Annotated in this window: 17 protein-coding genes; 9 read left to right on the top strand and 8 right to left on the bottom strand. The window is 60.4% G+C overall.

Going from position 1 to position 18380, the window contains the following annotated elements; all coding sequences use genetic code 11:
- The first annotated feature begins 5 nt into the window (after nucleotides 1-5).
- Entirely contained in the window at nucleotides 6-569 is a 564-nt protein-coding gene (locus tag ACR0KW_RS12720) for a nucleotide exchange factor GrpE (protein WP_170326131.1), read from the top strand.
- 31 nt (nucleotides 570-600) lie between these two features.
- Here ACR0KW_RS12720 and mutS read toward each other — a convergent pair whose 3' ends face one another.
- Complete coding sequence (mutS, locus tag ACR0KW_RS12715; RefSeq protein ID WP_480805369.1) at nucleotides 601-3216, bottom strand: DNA mismatch repair protein MutS; 2616 nt, start codon at nucleotides 3214-3216, stop codon at nucleotides 601-603.
- 160 nt (nucleotides 3217-3376) lie between these two features.
- On the opposite strand from mutS, the gene ACR0KW_RS12710 reads away from it, so the two are divergent.
- Both ACR0KW_RS12710 and ACR0KW_RS12705 read left to right on the top strand, forming a co-directional pair.
- Nucleotides 3377-5632 (top strand): NADP-dependent malic enzyme, encoded by a 2256-nt coding sequence (locus tag ACR0KW_RS12710; RefSeq protein WP_480805313.1) that lies wholly within the window; start codon nucleotides 3377-3379, stop codon nucleotides 5630-5632.
- Nucleotides 5633-5635: 3 nt separating this feature from the next.
- Nucleotides 5636-6505 (top strand): ribokinase, encoded by an 870-nt coding sequence (locus ACR0KW_RS12705; protein WP_480805312.1) that lies wholly within the window; start codon nucleotides 5636-5638, stop codon nucleotides 6503-6505.
- On the opposite strand, the gene msrA is transcribed toward ACR0KW_RS12705, so the two are convergent.
- The 5 genes from msrA to ACR0KW_RS12680 form a co-directional block, all read right to left on the bottom strand.
- Nucleotides 6502-7173 (bottom strand): peptide-methionine (S)-S-oxide reductase MsrA, encoded by a 672-nt coding sequence (gene msrA, locus ACR0KW_RS12700; protein WP_480805311.1) that lies wholly within the window; start codon nucleotides 7171-7173, stop codon nucleotides 6502-6504. The genes ACR0KW_RS12705 and msrA overlap by 4 nt on opposite strands.
- A gap of 96 nt (nucleotides 7174-7269) precedes the next feature.
- Nucleotides 7270-7554 carry an SCP2 sterol-binding domain-containing protein gene (locus tag ACR0KW_RS12695; RefSeq protein ID WP_170326135.1) on the bottom strand — a complete coding sequence of 95 codons (285 nt, stop codon included), beginning with the start codon at nucleotides 7552-7554 and terminating at the stop codon, nucleotides 7270-7272.
- Between the two features lie 64 nt (nucleotides 7555-7618).
- A complete protein-coding gene (locus ACR0KW_RS12690) occupies nucleotides 7619-8662 on the bottom strand; it encodes a M48 family metallopeptidase (protein WP_480805310.1) in 1044 nt (347 codons plus the stop codon).
- 3 nt (nucleotides 8663-8665) lie between these two features.
- Nucleotides 8666-9733 carry a YjgN family protein gene (locus ACR0KW_RS12685; RefSeq protein WP_480805309.1) on the bottom strand — a complete coding sequence of 356 codons (1068 nt, stop codon included), beginning with the start codon at nucleotides 9731-9733 and terminating at the stop codon, nucleotides 8666-8668.
- 140 nt (nucleotides 9734-9873) lie between these two features.
- A complete protein-coding gene (locus ACR0KW_RS12680) occupies nucleotides 9874-11097 on the bottom strand; it encodes an argininosuccinate synthase (protein WP_480805308.1) in 1224 nt (407 codons plus the stop codon).
- Between the two features lie 141 nt (nucleotides 11098-11238).
- On the opposite strand from ACR0KW_RS12680, the gene ACR0KW_RS12675 reads away from it, so the two are divergent.
- Both ACR0KW_RS12675 and ilvA read left to right on the top strand, forming a co-directional pair.
- The gene (locus tag ACR0KW_RS12675) at nucleotides 11239-12006 is read left to right on the top strand and encodes a hypothetical protein (protein ID WP_480805307.1); all 768 of its coding nucleotides are present in this window, start codon (nucleotides 11239-11241) and stop codon (nucleotides 12004-12006) included.
- A gap of 58 nt (nucleotides 12007-12064) precedes the next feature.
- On the top strand, nucleotides 12065-13291 hold the full coding sequence (gene ilvA / locus ACR0KW_RS12670) for a threonine ammonia-lyase IlvA (RefSeq protein ID WP_480805306.1): 1227 nt from the start codon (nucleotides 12065-12067) through the stop codon (nucleotides 13289-13291).
- Here ilvA and ACR0KW_RS12665 read toward each other — a convergent pair.
- Nucleotides 13288-13617 (bottom strand): Hpt domain-containing protein, encoded by a 330-nt coding sequence (locus ACR0KW_RS12665; RefSeq protein WP_480805305.1) that lies wholly within the window; start codon nucleotides 13615-13617, stop codon nucleotides 13288-13290. The two genes, ilvA and ACR0KW_RS12665, sit on opposite strands and share 4 nt — an antisense overlap.
- Nucleotides 13618-13749: 132 nt before the next feature.
- Between ACR0KW_RS12665 and ACR0KW_RS12660 the strand changes: the two genes are divergently transcribed.
- Complete coding sequence (locus tag ACR0KW_RS12660; protein ID WP_480805304.1) at nucleotides 13750-15045, top strand: PP2C family protein-serine/threonine phosphatase; 1296 nt, start codon at nucleotides 13750-13752, stop codon at nucleotides 15043-15045.
- Here ACR0KW_RS12660 and ACR0KW_RS12655 read toward each other — a convergent pair.
- The gene (locus ACR0KW_RS12655; RefSeq protein ID WP_170404820.1) at nucleotides 15042-15485 is read right to left on the bottom strand and encodes an NUDIX hydrolase; all 444 of its coding nucleotides are present in this window, start codon (nucleotides 15483-15485) and stop codon (nucleotides 15042-15044) included. The genes ACR0KW_RS12660 and ACR0KW_RS12655 overlap by 4 nt on opposite strands.
- 76 nt (nucleotides 15486-15561) lie before the next feature.
- Here ACR0KW_RS12655 and hslO point away from each other — a divergent pair, with 76 nt between their 5' ends.
- Genes hslO through ACR0KW_RS12640 form a run of 3 tightly spaced genes read left to right on the top strand, consistent with a single transcriptional unit; the run spans nucleotide 15562 to nucleotide 18279 of the window.
- The gene (gene hslO, locus ACR0KW_RS12650) at nucleotides 15562-16539 is read left to right on the top strand and encodes an Hsp33 family molecular chaperone HslO (protein ID WP_480805303.1); all 978 of its coding nucleotides are present in this window, start codon (nucleotides 15562-15564) and stop codon (nucleotides 16537-16539) included.
- Nucleotides 16523-17128, top strand: a complete 606-nt coding sequence (locus tag ACR0KW_RS12645; protein ID WP_480805302.1) for a CoA pyrophosphatase — start codon at nucleotides 16523-16525, stop codon at nucleotides 17126-17128. The genes hslO and ACR0KW_RS12645 overlap by 17 nt, the downstream gene beginning before the upstream one ends.
- The gene (locus ACR0KW_RS12640; protein ID WP_480805301.1) at nucleotides 17125-18279 is read left to right on the top strand and encodes a CCA tRNA nucleotidyltransferase; all 1155 of its coding nucleotides are present in this window, start codon (nucleotides 17125-17127) and stop codon (nucleotides 18277-18279) included. The genes ACR0KW_RS12645 and ACR0KW_RS12640 overlap by 4 nt, the downstream gene beginning before the upstream one ends.
- The last annotated feature ends 101 nt before the right edge of the window (nucleotides 18280-18380 follow it).

The raw sequence follows: 18380 nt of genomic DNA, 5'->3' as shown, positions 1-18380 counted from the left end.
AAGAGATGGCAGAGCCCAAGAACGAAGATTTTCTAGACGATATCGCAACAGCCGAAGCGGAAGCGCTGGCCGAAGAAATCGCGGAATTCAGCGACGAAGCGCTGGAACTGGATGAGCTGCGTGCCGAGCGGGACGACTACAAGGACAAGTTCATGCGCGCGCTGGCGGACGCCGAGAATGCGCGCAAACGCGGCGACAAGGCGCGTCGCGATGCGGAAAACTATGGCGGGTCGAAACTGGCTCGCGACATGCTGCCGGTTTATGACAACATGAAACGCGCGCTTGAGGCCGCGACCGATGAGCAGAAAGAGGTTGCCGCCGGTCTGCTGGAAGGTGTTGAACTGACCATGCGCGCGCTGAAAGACGTGTTCCAGAAGCACGGGATTCAGGTAATCACCCCCGAGGTTGGTGATCGGTTTGATCCGAACATCCACGAAGCGATGTTCGAAGCGCCCGTTCCGGGCACTCGTGCCGGTGACATCATTCAGGTCTCGGCCGAAGGCTTCATGCTGCATGATCGCCTGCTGCGCCCGGCGCAGGTTGGCGTGTCGTCGACGCCTGCAAGCTAAGCGGCTTAAAATCCGAACAATATTGAGGCGGTCAGGTTCTGGCCGCCTCTTTCAGTTTGTAGATCAGGTCCAGCGCTTCGCGCGGGGTCAGCTCATCCGGCAGGATGTCATCCAGCATATCCGTGACAGGTGAGGCTTTGGGCGCCGGAGGCGGTGGCGGCGGTGCGGCCGAGAACAGAGGCAGATCGTCGATCAGAGCCTTTTGCTTGCCACCTTCGCGCTCGGTTTTCTCCAGCTGGTCCAGAACCACGCGGGCGCGCTCGACCACCGAGGCGGGCAGGCCGGCAAGTTGAGCGACCTGAACGCCATAAGATCGGTCAGCGGCACCTTTGTGCACTTCATGCAGGAAAATGACCTCACCTTCCCATTCCTTGACCGCGACAGTGGCGTTGTCGACGCCTTCCAGCTTGCCGGCCAGCGCGGTGAGTTCGTGGTAATGGGTGGCGAACAGTGCACGGCATTGGTTCGCTGTGTGCAAGTGTTCCAGCGTGGCCCAGGCGATGGACAGGCCGTCATATGTGGCCGTACCCCGCCCGATTTCGTCCAGGATGACCAGCGCGCGGTCGTCGGCCTGGTTCAGGATCGCTGCGGTTTCCACCATCTCGACCATGAAGGTCGAGCGGCCCCGCGCCAGATCGTCCGAGGCGCCGACGCGGCTGAACAGTTGACTAACGACGCCGATATGGGCCCGCTCGGCGGGGACGTAGCTGCCCATCTGGGCCAGCAAAGCGATCAAGGCGTTCTGGCGCAGGAAGGTTGATTTACCGGCCATGTTGGGACCGGTCAGCAACCAGATCGCCGCGCCTTGATCAGCGCTCAGGTCGCAGTCATTGGCAATGAACGCATCGCCGTTCTGTTGGCGCAGCGCGTGTTCGACGACCGGGTGGCGACCGCCTTGCACATCGAAGGCGCGTGAGGTGTCGACTTGCGGGCGGCACCAGTTTTCACCGCGTGCCAGATCGGAAAGGGCGGTGGTCAAATCCAGTTCAGCGAGCCCCCGGGCGGCTTGGTTCAGGCGGGCGGCGAGGGCCAGAATCTCGTCAGAAAGCCTTTGATAGAGCCGCTTTTCAATCTCAAGCGCCAGGTTTCCGGCGTTCAGGATGCGGGTTTCGATCTCGGACAGTTCCACAGTGGTGAACCGCACCTGATTGGCGGTGGTCTGGCGGTGGATATAGGTTTCAGAGAACGGCGGGTTCAGCATCTTCTCGGCATGAGTGGCCGTGGTTTCGATGAAATAGCCCAGCACGTTGTTGTGCTTGATCTTCAACGAGGTGATGCCGGTATGTTCCGCGTATTTCTGTTGAAACCCTGCAATGACCGAGCGGCCTTCGTCGCGCAGGGTGCGGGCTTCGTCCAATTCGGCGTCGAATCCGGGCGCGATGAAGCCACCGTCGCGGGCCAGAAGGGGTGGTTCCGCGACAAGGGCCTCGTCCAGCAGGTTCTGCAGATCGTCAAAGCCAACAAGATTTTGCAGGGCGGTCGCCAGCAGGACCGGCAGATCCTGCCCTTCGCAAATCCCGGCAATCGCTGCGGCTTGGGTCAGCCCGTTGCGGATCGCGGCCAGATCGCGGGGGCCGCCGCGGTCCAGCGAAAGGCGGGACAAGGCGCGGTCCAGATCCGGCGTTTTGCGCAGCGCCTCGCGCAGGTCCGAGGCGGTCAGGCTGTCTTCGGCAGCAAAACTCACCGCGTCGAGTCGGGAGTGTATCACGTCCAGATTGCGCGAGGGGCTGGACAGGCGTTGTTCCAACAGTCGCGCGCCGCCCGGCGTTACGGTCCGATCGACCACCGACAGCAGCGAACCGGCGCGACCGCCGGAGAGGGACCGGGTCAGTTCCAGATTGCGTCGCGTCGCGGCATCGATCTGCACGACGCGGTCTTCGGATTCTTTCAGCGGCGTTTGCAGCAGGGGCAGTTTGCCCTTTTGGGTGATCTCCAGATAGTCGATCAGCGCGCCCATTGCCGATACTTCGGCACGGCCAAAACTTCCGAACGCATCCAGCGCGCCCACGTGAAACAAACCGCAGATGCGTTTTTCGGCAGCGGTGCTGTCGAAACTGGCGCGCCCAATGGGCGTTAACGAAATTCCCAGATCACGCACCGGCTCGCCCAGTTTGTCCTGCACCCCGTCAGCCACGATCAACTCGGACGGGGCCAGCCGCGCCAATTCCGGGCTGAGCCGGACCGAGGTCAAAGGCATCACGTGAAACGCGCCGGTCGAGATATCGGCCCAGGCCAGCGCGGCTTCGTCCCGAACCTCGGCATAAGTGGCCAGGAAGTTGTGGCGGCGGGCCTCCAACAGGGCGTCTTCGGTCAGCGTTCCGGGTGTCACCAGACGCACGACATCGCGCCGAACCACCGATTTAGAGCCTCTTTTCTTCGCCTCAGCCGGGCTTTCCATCTGTTCGCAAACAGCCACGCGGAAGCCTTTGCGGATCAGCGTCAGCAAATAGCCCTCGGCCGAGTGGACCGGCACGCCGCACATCGGGATATCCTCGCCATTGTGCTTGCCGCGCTTGGTCAGGGCGATGTCCAGCGCTTCGGCAGCGTTCACGGCGTCCTGAAAAAACATCTCGTAGAAATCGCCCATGCGATAAAACAGCAGGGCGTCCGTGTGGGCCTCTTTAATCTCGAGATACTGCGCCATCATCGGCGTGACTGTGGACAAGGCGGCCCCCTTCTGGCGTGTTCCGGGCGCGACCTTACAAATCCCGCATCTTCAGTAAAAGCCGAAAACTCATTCTCATTGAGGCGCGCGTTCTCCTGCGCTATGAGGCGACAGCCCCGAAGTCATGGAAACGACCAAAAAGATGCCCAAAACGAAGATCACCAAAGAAGAGGCGCTGGCCTTTCACCTGGACCCCACCCCCGGCAAGTGGGAGGTGCAGGCCACTGTTCCCATGACCACGCAACGCGATCTGTCGCTGGCTTACAGCCCCGGTGTGGCGGTTCCATGTGAAGCCATCGCCGAAGCGCCCGAGACCGCGTATGACTATACCAACAAGGGCAATCTGGTGGCCGTGATCTCAAACGGGACGGCTGTTCTCGGTCTCGGGAACCTCGGTGCGCTGGGTTCGAAACCGGTGATGGAGGGGAAATCCGTCCTGTTCAAACGGTTCGCGGATGTGAACTCGATCGATATCGAACTGGACACTGAAGACCCGGATGAGTTCTGCCGTGCCGTAAAGCTGATGGGTCCCACCTTCGGCGGCATCAATTTGGAAGACATCAAGGCGCCCGAGTGTTTCATCATCGAACAGCGCCTGAAGGAAGAGATGGATATCCCCGTCTTCCACGATGACCAGCACGGCACGGCGGTGATCTGTGCGGCGGGGCTACTGAACGCGCTGCATATCTCGGGCAAGAAGATCGAGGACGTGAAGATCGTCCTGAACGGTGCAGGTGCTGCCGGGATTGCCTGTATCGAACTGCTCAAATCGATGGGCGCGCGGCATGAGAACTGCATTGTTTGTGACACCAAGGGTGTGATTTACCAGGGCCGGACCGAGGGCATGAACCAGTGGAAATCGGCCCACGCGATCACTACGGATTTGCGCACTCTGGAAGACGCCATGAAGGGCGCAGATGTATTCCTGGGCGTGTCGGTCAAAGGCGCGGTGACGCAGGACATGGTCGCCAGCATGGCCGACAACCCGGTGATTTTCGCCATGGCCAACCCGGACCCTGAGATCACTCCGGAAGAGGCGCATGAGGTCCGCGTCGATGCCATCGTCGCGACCGGCCGCAGCGACTATCCGAACCAGGTGAATAACGTTCTGGGTTTCCCTTATCTTTTCCGTGGTGCGCTGGATATCCACGCCCGCGCCATCAATGACGAGATGAAGATCGCCTGTGCCCACGCACTTGCCAATCTGGCGCGTGAGGATGTGCCCGATGAGGTTGCAATGGCCTATGGCAAATCGCTGACCTTCGGCCGCGACTACATCATCCCGACGCCGTTTGACCCGCGTCTGATCCACCGTATCCCACCAGCTGTTGCCAAGGCGGGGATGGATACAGGCGCGGCGCGCCGTCCGATTATCGACATGGACGCCTATGAGCTGAGCCTGAAATCCCGCATGGACCCGACCGCCAGCATCCTGCGCGGCCTGAACGCGCGGGCGCGTCAGGCGCAAAGCCGGATGATCTTTGCCGAGGGCGACGATCCCCGTGTGCTGCGCGCGGCGGTGACCTATCAACGATCCGGTTTTGGTAAGGCACTGGTTGTGGGCCGCCAGGACGATGTGAAACAAAAGCTGGAAGAGGCCGGTCTGGGCGATGCGGTGCGCGAGCTTGAGGTGGTGAACGCCGCCAATACCACACATCTCGATACCTATAACGATTTTCTCTACAAACGCCTGCAGCGTAAGGGGTTTGACCGTAAGGACATCCACCGGCTTGCTGCCCGGGATCGGCATGTGTTCTCATCCCTGATGCTCGCGCATGGGCATGGCGACGGCCTCGTGACGGGGGCGACACGCAAATCGGCCCATGTATTGGACCGGATCAACCATGTCTTCGATGCCGACGCCGCCCATGGCGCGGCGGGCGTGACAGCGTTGCTGCACAAGGGGCGCATTGTTCTGATCGGTGATACTCTGGTGCATGAATGGCCGGATGAGAATGACCTGGCCAATATCGCCGAGCGTTCTGCTGCCGTGGCCCGCCACATGGGTCTAGAGCCGCGCGTAGCCTTCGTCAGTTTCTCGACCTTCGGCTATCCGGTGTCTGAGCGGGCCGAGAAAATGCACCGCGCGCCCGCGGTTCTGGACAAACGCGGCGTCGACTTCGAATACGAAGGTGAAATGACAGTGGATGTGGCCCTGAATGTGGATCAGCAGGCAGGATATCCGTTCCAGCGCCTGACCGGCCCGGCGAATATCCTGATCGTGCCCGCCCGGCACTCTGCATCGATTTCGACCAAGCTGATGCAGGAAATGGGCGGAGCAACTGTGATCGGCCCGATCCTGTCGGGCATCGACAAGCCGATCCAGATCTGCTCGACCGTGTCGACGGCGAATGACATTCTGAACATGGCCATCCTGGCCTCCTGCGATATCGGGTAACACATGACGATTTGGAATCTCGGCTCGATCAACGCGGACATGATCTATGATGTGCCGCATCTGCCCGGGCCGGGAGAGACGCTTTCGGCCAACCGACTGGATCGGTTTCTGGGCGGCAAGGGCGCGAATATGTCCGTGGCCTCTGCCCGGGCCGGGGCGCAGGTGGCGCATATCGGCGCCGTGGGGCCGGATGGGCGCTGGGCGCGGGATCGTTTGACCGAATATGGCGTGGACACGCGCCATATCGCTGAGGTTGATGTGCCTACCGGCCATGCTATCATTGCGGTGGATGCGCAGGGTGAAAACAACATCATCCTGTTTCCGGGCTCGAACCATGCAATCACGCCGGACCAGCTGGGGCAGGCGCTGTCTTCTGCATCGCGGGGTGATCTGCTGGTGATGCAGAACGAAACCACCCTGCAGGTCGAGGCCGCAAAGATGGCCCGCGCGCTGGGCCTGACCGTCTGCTATGCCGCAGCCCCCTTTCAAGCCGCGGCGGTGCAGGCCGTGCTGCCCTATCTGGATTTCCTGATCCTGAATGAGGTCGAGGCCGAGCAGTTGCGCGAGGCCACCGGGCATTCGGTGACTGACCTGAAGATCGAACATGTGATTGTCACGTTGGGCTCAAAAGGCGCGCGGTATTTCCATCGCGGTGAGGCTTCGGATTTTCCGGCCCATAAGGTACAGGCTGTGGATACCACGGGCGCCGGGGATACGTTCACCGGCTATGTTCTTGCCGGAATGGATCATGGGATGCCGATGGCGCAGGCGATCGCACAGGCAAATCGTGCCGCGGCCCTGATGGTCACGCGGCACGGGACGGCTGATGTGATCCCCGACCTCAAAGAGGTGCACGAGGCGCGGTTCGATTAAGACCCGGCAAACGGTGCCGCGCTGCCCCAGAGCTGCTTGACCCGAGCGTCGCGCCCGCAGGCTTTGCGATAGGCCTTGTAGGCGCTGTGCTGACGTTTGGGGCCAAAGCGGGTCAGGACCAGCTTGGTGCCCTTGTAGTAATCCTGATGATAGGCCTCGGCCGGATAGAACGTGCCCTGCTGCAGGATCGGGGTAACAACCGATTGCCCCAAGGCGCGCTGCGCGTCTGCCTTGGCCTGCTGCGCAAGCGTCTTTTCCCCTGTGTTAGAGACGAAAATTGCCGTCCGATAGCTGTTGCCCCGGTCGCAGAACTGACCGCCAGCATCGGTTGGATCGACCGAACGGAAGAACATGTTCAGCAGCGTTTCACGGGAAACCCGGGCCGGGTCAAAGGTGATCTGAACCGCCTCGTAATGGCCGGTGCCGCCTTTGGTGACCTGATCATAGGTCGGGTTGGCGGTTTTGCCGCCGGTATAGCCAGAGACCGCACCAATCACGCCCGGGACGGATTCGAAATCGGATTCGACGCACCAGAAACAGCCCCCCGCAACCGTCAGGGTCTCGGTCCCCGCAGCGGGTGCGGGTGCGGCGCGCAGCAGGGCGGCCAGTGCGATCAACGCAAACAATAGCGTTGGTTTGACAAAGTCGGGAAAAGCGATGCGGGTCATGGCAGGGCTCCTTTCGGGATCAGGCTGCCCTGACATTTGCATCGGCGCAATCCGCTGACATGGTTTGTCACGCGGTGGTGAGACGAGTTTATCGCCTTAGCCCAGCAATTGCCCCAGCTTCATCGCCACACCCATATTGCCCGAGATCTTGAGCTTGCCCAGTGCCACCCCGGTCATCGGGTTCAGCTTGCCGGTCAGCAGCTTGGTCAGGTTGTCCTGCGAGATGCGGATGGTGCAGTCGGTGTCGCGATCCTGCGTGCTGGCCTGATTGTCGGCCAGCACGATGACCCCGTCATCGCCGCAATCGAATTTCAACGAGCCTTCAAAGCTGCGCCCGACCAGGTTTTTCTGAATGCCATCGGCAATAGCGGCAAGTGTCATGGGGTCCCTCCTGTTTCAGCCCAAAGGGTTAGGGGCCGGACCAGGCGCAAGCAATAGCCTGCGCCTAGTGACCTTGGGTCATGGATTTCAGGTTTTCCTGACGATCTTCGAAACGGGGATGGGTGCTGAACCAATCTGTCTCCTGATCGCCGAATTCCTGTTCCAGCAACTCGAAGAAATCCGACAGGCCATTGCGGTCAAACCCGGCCTTTTGGGCCAGATCAACACCGAACCGGTCAGCGGCCAACTCATGCTGGCGGGAATAGGACAGGGACAGGATCAGGTTGCCCTCCAGCAGCACCTGTTCCAGCACCGGACCGGTATCGCCCGCCATCATCCCGATCAGCACAAACGCCCCGAGCGAGCGGTATATCTGCGTCAGCCCGTGTTGTTCGGCCACATGCCCGATCTCGTGCCCAATCACCCCGGCCAGCGCGTCGGTCGAGACCCGCCGCACCAGATCATCGGTCACCACAATCGTGCCACCCGGCAGGGCAAAGGCATTCGGGCCCATGCCGGGCAGATCGCGAAATTTCAGGGTATAGTCATGTTCCTCGGCCGCGGGACCCAGAGCCGCAAGAACCCGGTCGAAACTGTCCTGTACTTCGACCTTGTCACTGTCGCTCAGCGCGCTGGGCTGGGTCATGATCTGATCCAGCGCCTGCATCACCCCGGCATCAATGGCGGACACAAGCGGCGGGGGGGTCATCCATACCGCCAGCGCAACCAGTATGGTCAATCCGTATTTCCAAACGCCCCAGACCGCGACCAGACAGGCCAGCGTGACGACGATCAACCGGGGATGGAACCTCTCGGCGTGATGCAGGCGCGATCCGCTGGAGTCCGCGATCAGATGTTCCAGCGCCGCATGGTTGTCAGTCAGAAACAGGGTGCCATCGGGGAAGTTCACCCGCCTTTCGGTTGACCCGACGCGGGATTCCACCGACAGCTCCTCGGGGGTGCAGCGGGTCTGGATCTGGCCCTGATCGTCAATCAGCCAGACGGTATTGGTGCCCACCGCCAGCCGCACCGGGACCTCGCGCGAGCTGTGAGGCGGATAGGCGCGCCCCTGGACAGGCGCGCCGATTTCTTCGGGAAACGTATCCAAAGGTCAGACCGCGATGCCGATATCGAAACCCTCGATATCCCCGTAGGCGTCGCCAATGGCACTGACTTGCGCGCTGACGTCGCCAACGAAATCATCCAGCGGTCCGGCGGGGATAAAGGTGGTGTGATTGGCCAGATAGCGCACCCGGCGCACATGTGCCCAGGGCAGCATCAGCCCCAGTGTCAAACCGACAACCACCGCGTTTGACACGGAAATCCATAGCATGCGCAGGGCGTTCACATCCGAATAGAACCGGTGCCCGTCGCCCAGAATGGTGTAGTTGTAGACCGTGTTGCGCACCATGGCCCGATAGATGATCGTGGCCGGGACCAGAACCAGCAGAAGAAACGCATAGATCGATAAAATGGCCAGGATCGCCGTGATGTCCTCAGGGTCATCTTCCAGAGTCACGAACGCCTCAAAGGTAGACAGGTTCACCCCCAGCAGGGTGCCGATCACGACGACACTGACCACGACCCAGGCAGCCGTGGCCAGAAAGGCCTTGTAAAATGGTGCAATCGGGCTGTCGAAATGCAGAGGTGTGGTGCCGAAACTGTGCCCGTTCACGTGAAACCGCTGAATCGAGCGGGTCACGAACGGCCATGTGGTATAGAGCGTCAGCGCCGCGATGAAGGGATATAGGAAATAGTTGGCCGCTGCCGACCCCCAATTGCCCTGAAAATCGAACCGCACGTTCGACCAGCTGGACATGCGTGCCTGAAACCGCAACGACCGCACCAGCAGGTAGGGGATCAGGAACACCAACCCCAGCAGCAGGACCAGGTTAACCAGCGGAATCGCACCCAGAACGGTGAAGGCGACGATCCCGGCGATCACAATGATCCGCCCGATCAGAATTTGCACGCCCGTCGCGTGGTAGTCAAAGCTGCGCCCGGCGACATAGGTGTTTTGGTAGAAGTATTTCTTGGTGCGCACCTTGGCCCAAGCGCTGTAGATGCCAAAGGTCAAAAGCGACAGCAGCAGGTTGACGATCCAGATGCCGAAAAACTCAGCTGCCGATCCCCGAAACTCGAATTCAGCCGGGGGCTCCTGTCTGTGATCTGCCTGCATGAATGCCTCAATTGGATTGAATGAAAAATGGGCCGGACCTCTGCAGGTCCGACCCGTTCTGTGTGTTCAACCAACTGGGCAATTCTGCGGCAAAGTTGCGACCTGTCCGGTCAATTCAACTTTTTCGTCCAGCAGAGCCGTTACTTCACGCGTTTGTCCCGAGCAGCCAGCAGCTTCAGCCGCAGCGCGTTCAGCTGAATGAAGCCTGCAGCATCTGTCTGATCATAGGCGCCGGCATCTTCCTCGAAGGTCACGTGTGCCTCGGAATAGAGCGAGTGATCCGACCAGCGGCCGACGGTCGAAGCCAGACCTTTGTACAGTTTCACGCGGACGGTGCCGGTGACATGTTCCTGCGACTTGTCGATCGCGGCCTGCAGCATCTCACGCTCGGGGCTGTACCAGAAGCCGTTATAGATCAGCTCGGCATATTGCGGCATCAGCTGGTCTTTCAGGTGCATCGCGCCACGGTCCATGGTGATGGATTCGATCCCGCGGTGTGCTTCCAGCAGGATGGTGCCGCCTGGGGTTTCGTAGATGCCGCGCGATTTCATACCAACGAACCGACCTTCGACCAGATCCAGACGGCCAATGCCATGCTTGCCGCCATATTCGTTCAGTTTGGTCAGGATGGTCGCGGGGCTCATCGCCTCGCCATTGATGCTGACCGCATCGCCTTTTTCGAAACCGATCTCGATGAACTCGGGCTCATTCGGCGCGTCCTCGGGGTGGACGGTGCGCTGATAGACATAGTCCGGCGCCATATCGGCAGGGTCTTCCAGAACTTTACCTTCGGACGAGGTGTGTAGCAGGTTGGCATCAACCGAGAAGGGCGCCTCGCCACGTTTGTCCTTGGCAATCGGAATCTGGTTCTGTTCGGCAAACTCCAGCAGCTTGGTGCGGCTGGTCAGATCCCACTCGCGCCAAGGGGCGATGACCTTGATGTCGGGGTTCAAAGCGTAAGCGGCCAGTTCGAAGCGAACCTGATCGTTGCCCTTGCCGGTCGCACCGTGCGCAACCGCATCGGCGCCGGTTGCCTCGGCAATTTCGACCAGACGTTTCGAGATAAGCGGGCGGGCGATCGAGGTGCCCAGCAGGTAGAGGCCTTCGTACTGCGCATTGGCGCGGAACATGGGGAAGACGAAGTCGCGCACAAATTCCTCGCGGATGTCTTCGATATAGATGTTTTCGGGTTTGATCCCCAGCAGCTCGGCCTTCTTGCGGGCAGGTTCCAGTTCCTCACCCTGACCCAGATCGGCGGTGAAGGTGACAACCTCACATCCATACTCGGTCTGCAGCCATTTCAGAATGATTGAGGTATCAAGGCCACCGGAATAGGCCAGAACAACTTTCTTGGGCGCGGACATCTGACTTCCCCTTATTCGTAAGACGATTGGCCCCTAACGGGTTTTGGACGTGGGGGCAAGTTATCTGCGTTGACGAGGCACGGGATTTGCGGTGAAACGGGCGGAAAGAAAACAAGGAGTGGTTGAAAGGGCAGTTTTAGGATGTTGGGTTGGCAGATTTTTGTGCACTCGGTGCGGATGGTGTTTGGGAATCTCAAACAAGTTCTACAGATCACCTTTGGTCCCGCTTTGATTGGAACGGTTCTGATCGTTTTGTTGTTCATGGCATCAGGTATTCCGCTGGAAGCCCTTGAGTCAGACGCAGACGGTTTACCACCGGGCACCTCTACAGGTGGGGTCTTCCTATTCGTTTTCGGTCTGTTTGCAGTGATGTTTATCACCATGTTCTGGATCGCGGTCTCCTGGCACCGGTTCATCCTGCTTGAAGAATATCCAACAGGCATACTCCCAACGTTCCGCTTCGATCGCATTCTTGCGTATTTTGGACGCGCTTTGCTTCTTGGCCTGTTGATCGGGCTTGCCTGGATTCCGGGTGGGTTGTTGTTTGGTGGTTTGCTCCAAAGCTCACCGGTCGGAGCGGTTGTTCTGGTTGCTGCCTACATGATCTTTTTGTCCGTGTGCTTCTACCGGCTTTCTATCATTCTGCCGGCTGCAGCGATTGGCAAACCGATCAAACTTGGCGAGGCTTGGACTGGCACTGCCGGGGCGGGCTGGTCAATTCTGGCCCTTCTTATTGTCGCGTTCCTCTTTCAGGTACTTGTTCAGCTTGTTTTCACCGTGCTGGCTGTCATTCCGGTTTTGGGGATACTGCTGACAGTGTTCTTTGGAATTTTGGTTTTGCCGATGATCAATGTCAGTCTGTTCACTACAATGTACGGCGTCTTCATCGAAAAACGCGAACTTGCCTGACCCGCGTACACATATGTATTCCTTGCCCTTTCGGTGGTGATGCGTCACTGAAATCGCTATGACTGATTTCATGACCCGCGCCCGCGCCGCCGAACAGGCGATGCGCACTGTGTTTCCGCCGACGCCGTTGCAGCGGAATGCCCATCTGTCCGATCGCTATGGCGCGGACATCTGGCTCAAGCGCGAGGATCTCAGCCCAGTGCGGTCCTACAAGATCCGCGGCGCGTTCAACGCCATGCGCAAGCAGCAGGGGCAGGACCTGTTCGTCTGCGCCAGCGCGGGCAACCACGCGCAGGGCGTGGCCTATATGTGCAAGCATCTGGGCGTGAAGGGTGTGATCTTCATGCCGGTGACGACACCCCAGCAGAAAATCCAGAAGACCCGCATCTTTGGTGGTGACAATATCGAGATTCACCTGATCGGCGACTATTTCGACGACACTCTGGCCGCAGCACAAGCGTGGTGCGCGCAGCAGGGTGGGTATTTCCTGTCGCCTTTCGACGATGAGGATGTGATCGAAGGTCAGGCCTCGTTGGCGGTTGAGATCGAGGCACAGCTGGGCGGTCTGCCCGATCATGTGATCCTGCCCGTGGGTGGTGGAGGCATGTCCTCGGGCGTGGCGACGTGGTTCGGGGACCGGACCCATTGCCTGTTTGTCGAACCCAAGGGTGGGGCCTGTCTTCATGCGGCGATGGCGGCGGGGCATCCCGTGGCGCTGGATCAAGTGGACAATTTCGTCGATGGTGCGGCGGTGGGGAAAATCGGTGCAAAACCGTTCGCGCTGTTGAAGGACCGCCACTTGTCCGACGTGCATGTCCTGTCCGAGGACCGCATCTGCACCACCATGATCGAGATGCTGAATGTCGAAGGCATTGTGCTGGAGCCCGCCGGCGCGCTCGCGATCGAGGCGCTGGGCGATATTCAGAGCTTTATCCGTGGTAAGACCGTGGTCTGCGTCACCTCGGGTGGCAATTTCGATTTCGAACGCCTGCCTGAGGTCAAGGAGCGGGCGCAGCGTTATTCCGGCGTCAAGAAATACTTCATCCTGCGCCTGCCGCAGCGCCCCGGCGCGCTGAAGGAGTTTCTGGGCATTCTCGGCCCCGAGGACGACATTGCCCGGTTCGAATACATGAAGAAATCGGCGCGCAATTTCGGCTCGGTCCTGATTGGCATCGAAACCCGCAAGCCCGAGAACTTCGCCCGCCTGTTTGCGCATCTGGATGAGGCCGGTTTCACCTATACCGACATCACCGAAGACGAGACATTGGCACAGTTCGTGATCTAGGTCAGATTCGCGGCTTTTCCAGCAAGGAACACGGCGCGGGACTCGTCATAGACCTTCAGAATCGCGGGCAGATCGACCTCCGCCGCCTTGCCTGCGGCGGCGTTGCGTTCGGCATCCTGACACAGGCTTGAGAAGCGGTTGAACCCAAGGCTCAGCGCACTGCCCTTGAGGAAATGCATGTTCTGCTCGAACTCGGCCCGGTTTGCATCCCGGTGCACCCGTTCGATGGTTTCCTGCACCTCGTCCAGAAAGATCTGCACCACCTCGTCAAACTCACCGGCGCCCACCTCATCCCGCAGTTGTCTGACCCTGGACCAGTCGATCATGTTCGGTCTCTCCACACATATCGCGACATGACCTGCCTAACCCAAGGCCGGTAAAGAGGCGGTTAAGCGACGCAAACAAGACGCCTTCACGGGATGTTAAACCGCCGCGCGCTAGGGTCGGCGCGTTCAGGTATGGTCGCAGTGCAGAGGGTACAGGTGGCAGAAGGCAGTCAGGCAGAGGCCAGGACAGAGTTGGATTTTGGCGCGATCCAAAAGGTGCTGGTCGTCGATGACAGCCGCCTGCAACGGCGGATTCTGGTGGCTTCACTGAAAAAATGGGGCTTTGAGGTGCTGGAGGCTGATAGCGGTGACGCGGCTATCGAGATGTGCCAAGCCACCCCCCCGGATCTGGTGGTCAGCGACTGGGTCATGCCGGGGATGAGCGGGCTGGAATTCTGCCGCGCTTTCCGCGCGCTGGACAGTGAGCAGTACAGCTATTTCATCCTGCTGACCTCAAAAAGCGAAAAGCAGGAGGTGGCAAAGGGGCTGGACGCCGGGGCCGACGACTTTCTGATCAAACCGCTTGAGGCGGATGAGCTGCGCGCGCGCATTTCGGCCGGGGCGCGTATCCTCGACATGCAGCGTGAGCTGTCCGAGAAAAATCGGATGATCGAAACCGCGCTGGAAGAGCTGCGCGTGGCCCATGACGCCATCGACAAGGATTTGATGCAGGCCCGGAAAATTCAGGACTCGCTGGTGCCGGAACTGACGCGTGAATTTGGCAAGTCACGGGTCAGCATGTTGCTGAAACCCTGTGGCCATATTGGGGGTGATCTGGTGGGGATGTTTTCACCCGGGGTTAATCGGCTTGGGTTCTACAGCATCGATGTGTCGGGCCACGGTATCACCTCGGCGATGATGACGGCGCGGCTGGGGGGATATTTGTCCAGCAAGCATTTCGAACAGAACGTGGCGATGGAAAAACGGTTCGACAAGTTCTATGCGCTGCTGCCGCCCGAGCAGGTGGCCGAGATGCTCAATTCCCGTCTAATGGCGGATGCGGGTGTCGAGGAATACTTCACCATGGTCTATGCGATCATCGACCTGCGCAACGGGCATCTGAAGATGGTGCAGGCCGGGCATCCGCATCCGCTGGTGCTGCGCCATGATGGCAGCACCGAGTTTCTGGGCGAAGGCGGGTTGCCCATTGGATTACTGTCGGATGTTTCGTTCCAGCAGACCGAAACCTACCTGCATCCCGGCGACAAGCTGTTGTTGTATTCGGACGGTTTTACCGAATGCGGGCTCGCCGGTGGCGGGCTGTTGGAAGAGGAAGGGTTGCGCCGGATGGCCGTCGAGTGCGCGCCCGGCCGCAGTGGAACCGAGTTTCTGGACGACATGTTCTGGCGTCTGACACAGGCCATGGCCCCGGGCAGCGGCATGGATGACGACGTCTCCGCCGTATTCTTTGAATATAACGGGCCCTAGAGCCCGTTCAGGTGTTGGGCGGCAAAGTGGCGGTCACCGGCATTACCCAGCATTTGCGTCGCATCTGCGGTATCCATCCATAACGCCTCGTGAAACGGCTCGGTCGGCGGGCCGATACGGCGCACGGGGCGGGCGCGATAGATCAGGCAGACTTTTTCCGCCCACAGATCGTATTCCGGCATGAAGGTGAACCGCCGGAACGCCCCGACGCGGCGCGGCGCGGCCACAAGCCAGCCGGTTTCTTCGAACACTTCGCGGTGCAGGGCGGTAACGGGTGATTCGCCCGGATCGATGCCGCCGCCGGGCAGTTGCAGATCGGGGCCGGGCTCCATCTGGCAGGTCAGCAAAAGGTGCCGACCACGCGGCAACAAAGCGTAAACACCCACACGTCTGATGTATTTCTGCCCCGCTTGCGGGGTTTCACCGAACCGTCTGATCATGTATGGCCCCTTACAACCCGAATTGTTCGACCTATATGCTGGCGGTATGCCAACCTGTGGCGTGTAAGGAAACCCCATGTCTCTTGGAACGAAAATCGCGTGGGACGATACCGTCCTGCCCTTTCAACTTGATGTATCGGATATGCGCGGCCGCGTGGCCCGTCTGGATGGCGTGCTCGACGGCATCCTGAAGCAGCACGACTATCCGGAAAAGGTCGAGGCCCTGGTGGCCGAGATGGCCCTGCTGACCGCGCTGATCGGCCAGACTATTTCGCTGCGCTGGAAACTGTCTCTGCAGGTTCAGTCCAAAGGCCCAGTGCGTATGATTGCAACCGACTACTATGCGCCCAAGCAAGAGGGCGAACCGGCCCGCATCCGCGCCTATGCCAGTTTCGACCGCGAGCGCCTGACCGATGGCGCGCCGTTCGATCAGGTGGGCGAGGGCTATTTCGCCATCATGATCGATCAGGGCAAGGGCTCGCAGCCCTATCAGGGGATCACGCCGCTGGCCGGTGGGTCGGTCTCTGCCTGCGCCGAGGCGTATTTCGCGCAGTCCGAGCAGCTGCCGACCCGTTTCTCGCTAAGCTTCGGAAAATCGACCGAGCCGGGCGTTGGCGAACACTGGCGCGCCGGTGGGGTCATGCTGCAGCACATGCCCAAAGCCTCGCCCTTTGTGGCGACCAGCGAGGGTGAGGGCCAGATCCTGACCGCCGAAGATCTGGTGGACGGCGAAGAGGGTGAAAACTGGGGCCGCGTCAATATTCTGCTGGATACCGTCGAGGATCTGGAACTGATCGGGCCATCGGTGGCTCCCACCGATCTGCTGGTCCGGCTGTTTCACGAGGAACAGCCGCGGGTCTATGACGCGCAGCCTGTGCAGTTCGGCTGCACCTGTTCTGAGGAGCGCGTGCGGCAAAGCCTGTCGATCTATTCGGCCAAGGACATCGAAAAGATGACCACGCCCGAGGGCAAGGTGACCGCCGATTGCCAGTTCTGCGGTGCCCATTACGTGCTGGAACCGGGCTCGGTCGGCTTTGATGCGGACGACGCCTGATCCAACCGATCAGCTGCGGGCGGCGCTTAGCCGCCCCGGCCATGGGTCGAGCGATTTCGACCTGAACCCCGAAACCGTTCTGCCCGAGGGTCGCAAGCTGCGCCCCGCCGGTGTTCTGGTGCCGGTCTCGGTTGCGACCGGCACGCCGCGGCTGATCCTGACCAAACGCTCCTCGGCCCTAAAACACCATCCCGGCCAGATCGCCTTTCCCGGCGGCAAACAGGATGAGGGCGACGCGGATGTCACCGCCACCGCCCTGCGTGAAGCGCAGGAAGAGATCGGCCTGCCGCCCGACATGCCCGAGATTCTGGGGCACCTGCCAGCCCATGAGACGGTCACCTCGTTCACCGTGACGCCGGTTGTGGCAATCCTGCGGGAATCCTTCCAACTGATCCCCGAACCGGGGGAAGTGGAAGAAGTGTTTTCGGTTCCACTTGCACATGTGCTCAACCCTGCGAATTATATCGTTGAATCGCGCCGCTGGCGGGGTCAGAAGAGGTATTATTACGCAGTGCCGTTCGGTCCTTATTACATCTGGGGCGCGACGGCCCGGATGTTGCGGGGATTGGCAGCGCGAGTGAGTGAATGACGCAAATTTCTGAAGGCTGGGTTTCTGATCCGGCTACACAAAAGGTTTGCGCGGCCCTGACCGGCGGCGGGGCGCAGGCGCTGTTTGTGGGTGGCTGCGTTCGAAACGCGCTGCTGGGCGCGCCGGTTTCGGATATCGACATTGCCACCGATGCCCATCCCGAGCGGGTGATGGAGCTGGCGCAGGCGGCGGGCCTCAAAGCCATTCCCACCGGGATCGAGCATGGCACCATCACCGTGGTCAGTGGCGGCGCCCCGCATGAGATCACTACTTTTCGCCGCGACGTGAAAACTGATGGCCGCCGCGCTGTGGTGGCCTTTTCCGACAAGGTGGAAGAGGACGCCGCGCGTCGCGATTTCACCATGAATGCGATCTATGCGCGGCCCGACGGCACCGTACTGGACCCGCTGAACGGTCTGCCCGACCTGCAGGCACGGCGGGTGCGGTTTATCGGCACCGCCGAAAACCGCATTCGCGAGGATTACCTGCGCTCGCTACGCTATTTCCGCTTCCACGCCTGGTATGGCGATGCCGAGGCCGGGTTTGATCCAGACGCGCTGGCGGCGATTGCCGCCAATCTGGACGGGCTGGCTGGTTTGTCCCGCGAACGGGTTGGGGCCGAGTTGCTGAAACTATTGGGCGCGCCCGATCCCGCGCCCTCGGTCGCAGCGATGCGTCAGGCCGGTGTTCTGACGCAGTTGGTTCCGGGGGCTGATGACCGCGCGCTAGCCCCTCTGATTGCCTTGGAAGAACAGGCCGGGGCCGCGCCCGAGCCGATCCGCCGTCTGGCTGCCATTGTCACGCCCGAGATCGCCAAAACCTTGCGCCTGAGTAAAGCGCAGTTGCAACGGCTGACCCGGATGCGTGATGAAGCATCGGGCACCGCCAGTATTGCGGAACTGGGTTTCCGATATGGGGAAGAGGGTGGAATGCACGAAACCCTCCTGCGCTGCGCCTTTCTGGAACAGCCTTGGTCCGAGGACATGCGGCAGGACTTGCGCAAAGGGGCGGCAGCGGATTTTCCGGTTCAGGCCACCGATCTGATCCCCGACTTCACCGGGCCCGCGCTGGGCAAGAAGCTGGCCGAACTTGAAGCCAGATGGATCGCCTCTGGTTTCACGCTGGATCGCAAAGACCTGCTGGGCGGCTGAGACGAAGTCTCAAAAAGGGATGACAAACAAAAAATATTGTGGTTACGTTCGCGTGTTACCTGATTTGGAGGGAGGCATGCGAATGTATTACGGGATCTGGT

The sequence above is a fragment of the Ruegeria sp. CG11 genome (assembly GCF_056537245.1).
Note: the sequence above shows the minus strand (reverse complement) of the source record. Positions and strands in the feature narration are given on the sequence as shown.

Excerpts from the sequence above, each read along its gene's own strand:
- ACR0KW_RS12655 (WP_170404820.1), bottom strand. The coding sequence starts at position 15,485 with ATGATCAGACGGTTCGGTGAAACCCCGCAAGCGGGGCAGAAATACATC.
- ACR0KW_RS12710 (WP_480805313.1), top strand. The coding sequence starts at position 3,377 with ATGCCCAAAACGAAGATCACCAAAGAAGAGGCGCTGGCCTTTCACCTG.
- ilvA (WP_480805306.1), top strand. The coding sequence starts at position 12,065 with ATGACTGATTTCATGACCCGCGCCCGCGCCGCCGAACAGGCGATGCGC.
- hslO (WP_480805303.1), top strand. The coding sequence starts at position 15,562 with ATGTCTCTTGGAACGAAAATCGCGTGGGACGATACCGTCCTGCCCTTT.
- ACR0KW_RS12720 (WP_170326131.1), top strand. The coding sequence starts at position 6 with ATGGCAGAGCCCAAGAACGAAGATTTTCTAGACGATATCGCAACAGCC.
- ACR0KW_RS12705 (WP_480805312.1), top strand. The coding sequence starts at position 5,636 with ATGACGATTTGGAATCTCGGCTCGATCAACGCGGACATGATCTATGAT.
- mutS (WP_480805369.1), bottom strand. The coding sequence starts at position 3,216 with ATGATGGCGCAGTATCTCGAGATTAAAGAGGCCCACACGGACGCCCTG.
- ACR0KW_RS12675 (WP_480805307.1), top strand. The coding sequence starts at position 11,239 with ATGTTGGGTTGGCAGATTTTTGTGCACTCGGTGCGGATGGTGTTTGGG.
- ACR0KW_RS12680 (WP_480805308.1), bottom strand. The coding sequence starts at position 11,097 with ATGTCCGCGCCCAAGAAAGTTGTTCTGGCCTATTCCGGTGGCCTTGAT.
- ACR0KW_RS12695 (WP_170326135.1), bottom strand. The coding sequence starts at position 7,554 with ATGACACTTGCCGCTATTGCCGATGGCATTCAGAAAAACCTGGTCGGG.
- ACR0KW_RS12685 (WP_480805309.1), bottom strand. The coding sequence starts at position 9,733 with ATGCAGGCAGATCACAGACAGGAGCCCCCGGCTGAATTCGAGTTTCGG.
- msrA (WP_480805311.1), bottom strand. The coding sequence starts at position 7,173 with ATGACCCGCATCGCTTTTCCCGACTTTGTCAAACCAACGCTATTGTTT.
- ACR0KW_RS12660 (WP_480805304.1), top strand. The coding sequence starts at position 13,750 with ATGGTCGCAGTGCAGAGGGTACAGGTGGCAGAAGGCAGTCAGGCAGAG.
- ACR0KW_RS12665 (WP_480805305.1), bottom strand. The coding sequence starts at position 13,617 with ATGATCGACTGGTCCAGGGTCAGACAACTGCGGGATGAGGTGGGCGCC.
- ACR0KW_RS12640 (WP_480805301.1), top strand. The coding sequence starts at position 17,125 with ATGACGCAAATTTCTGAAGGCTGGGTTTCTGATCCGGCTACACAAAAG.
- ACR0KW_RS12645 (WP_480805302.1), top strand. The coding sequence starts at position 16,523 with ATGCGGACGACGCCTGATCCAACCGATCAGCTGCGGGCGGCGCTTAGC.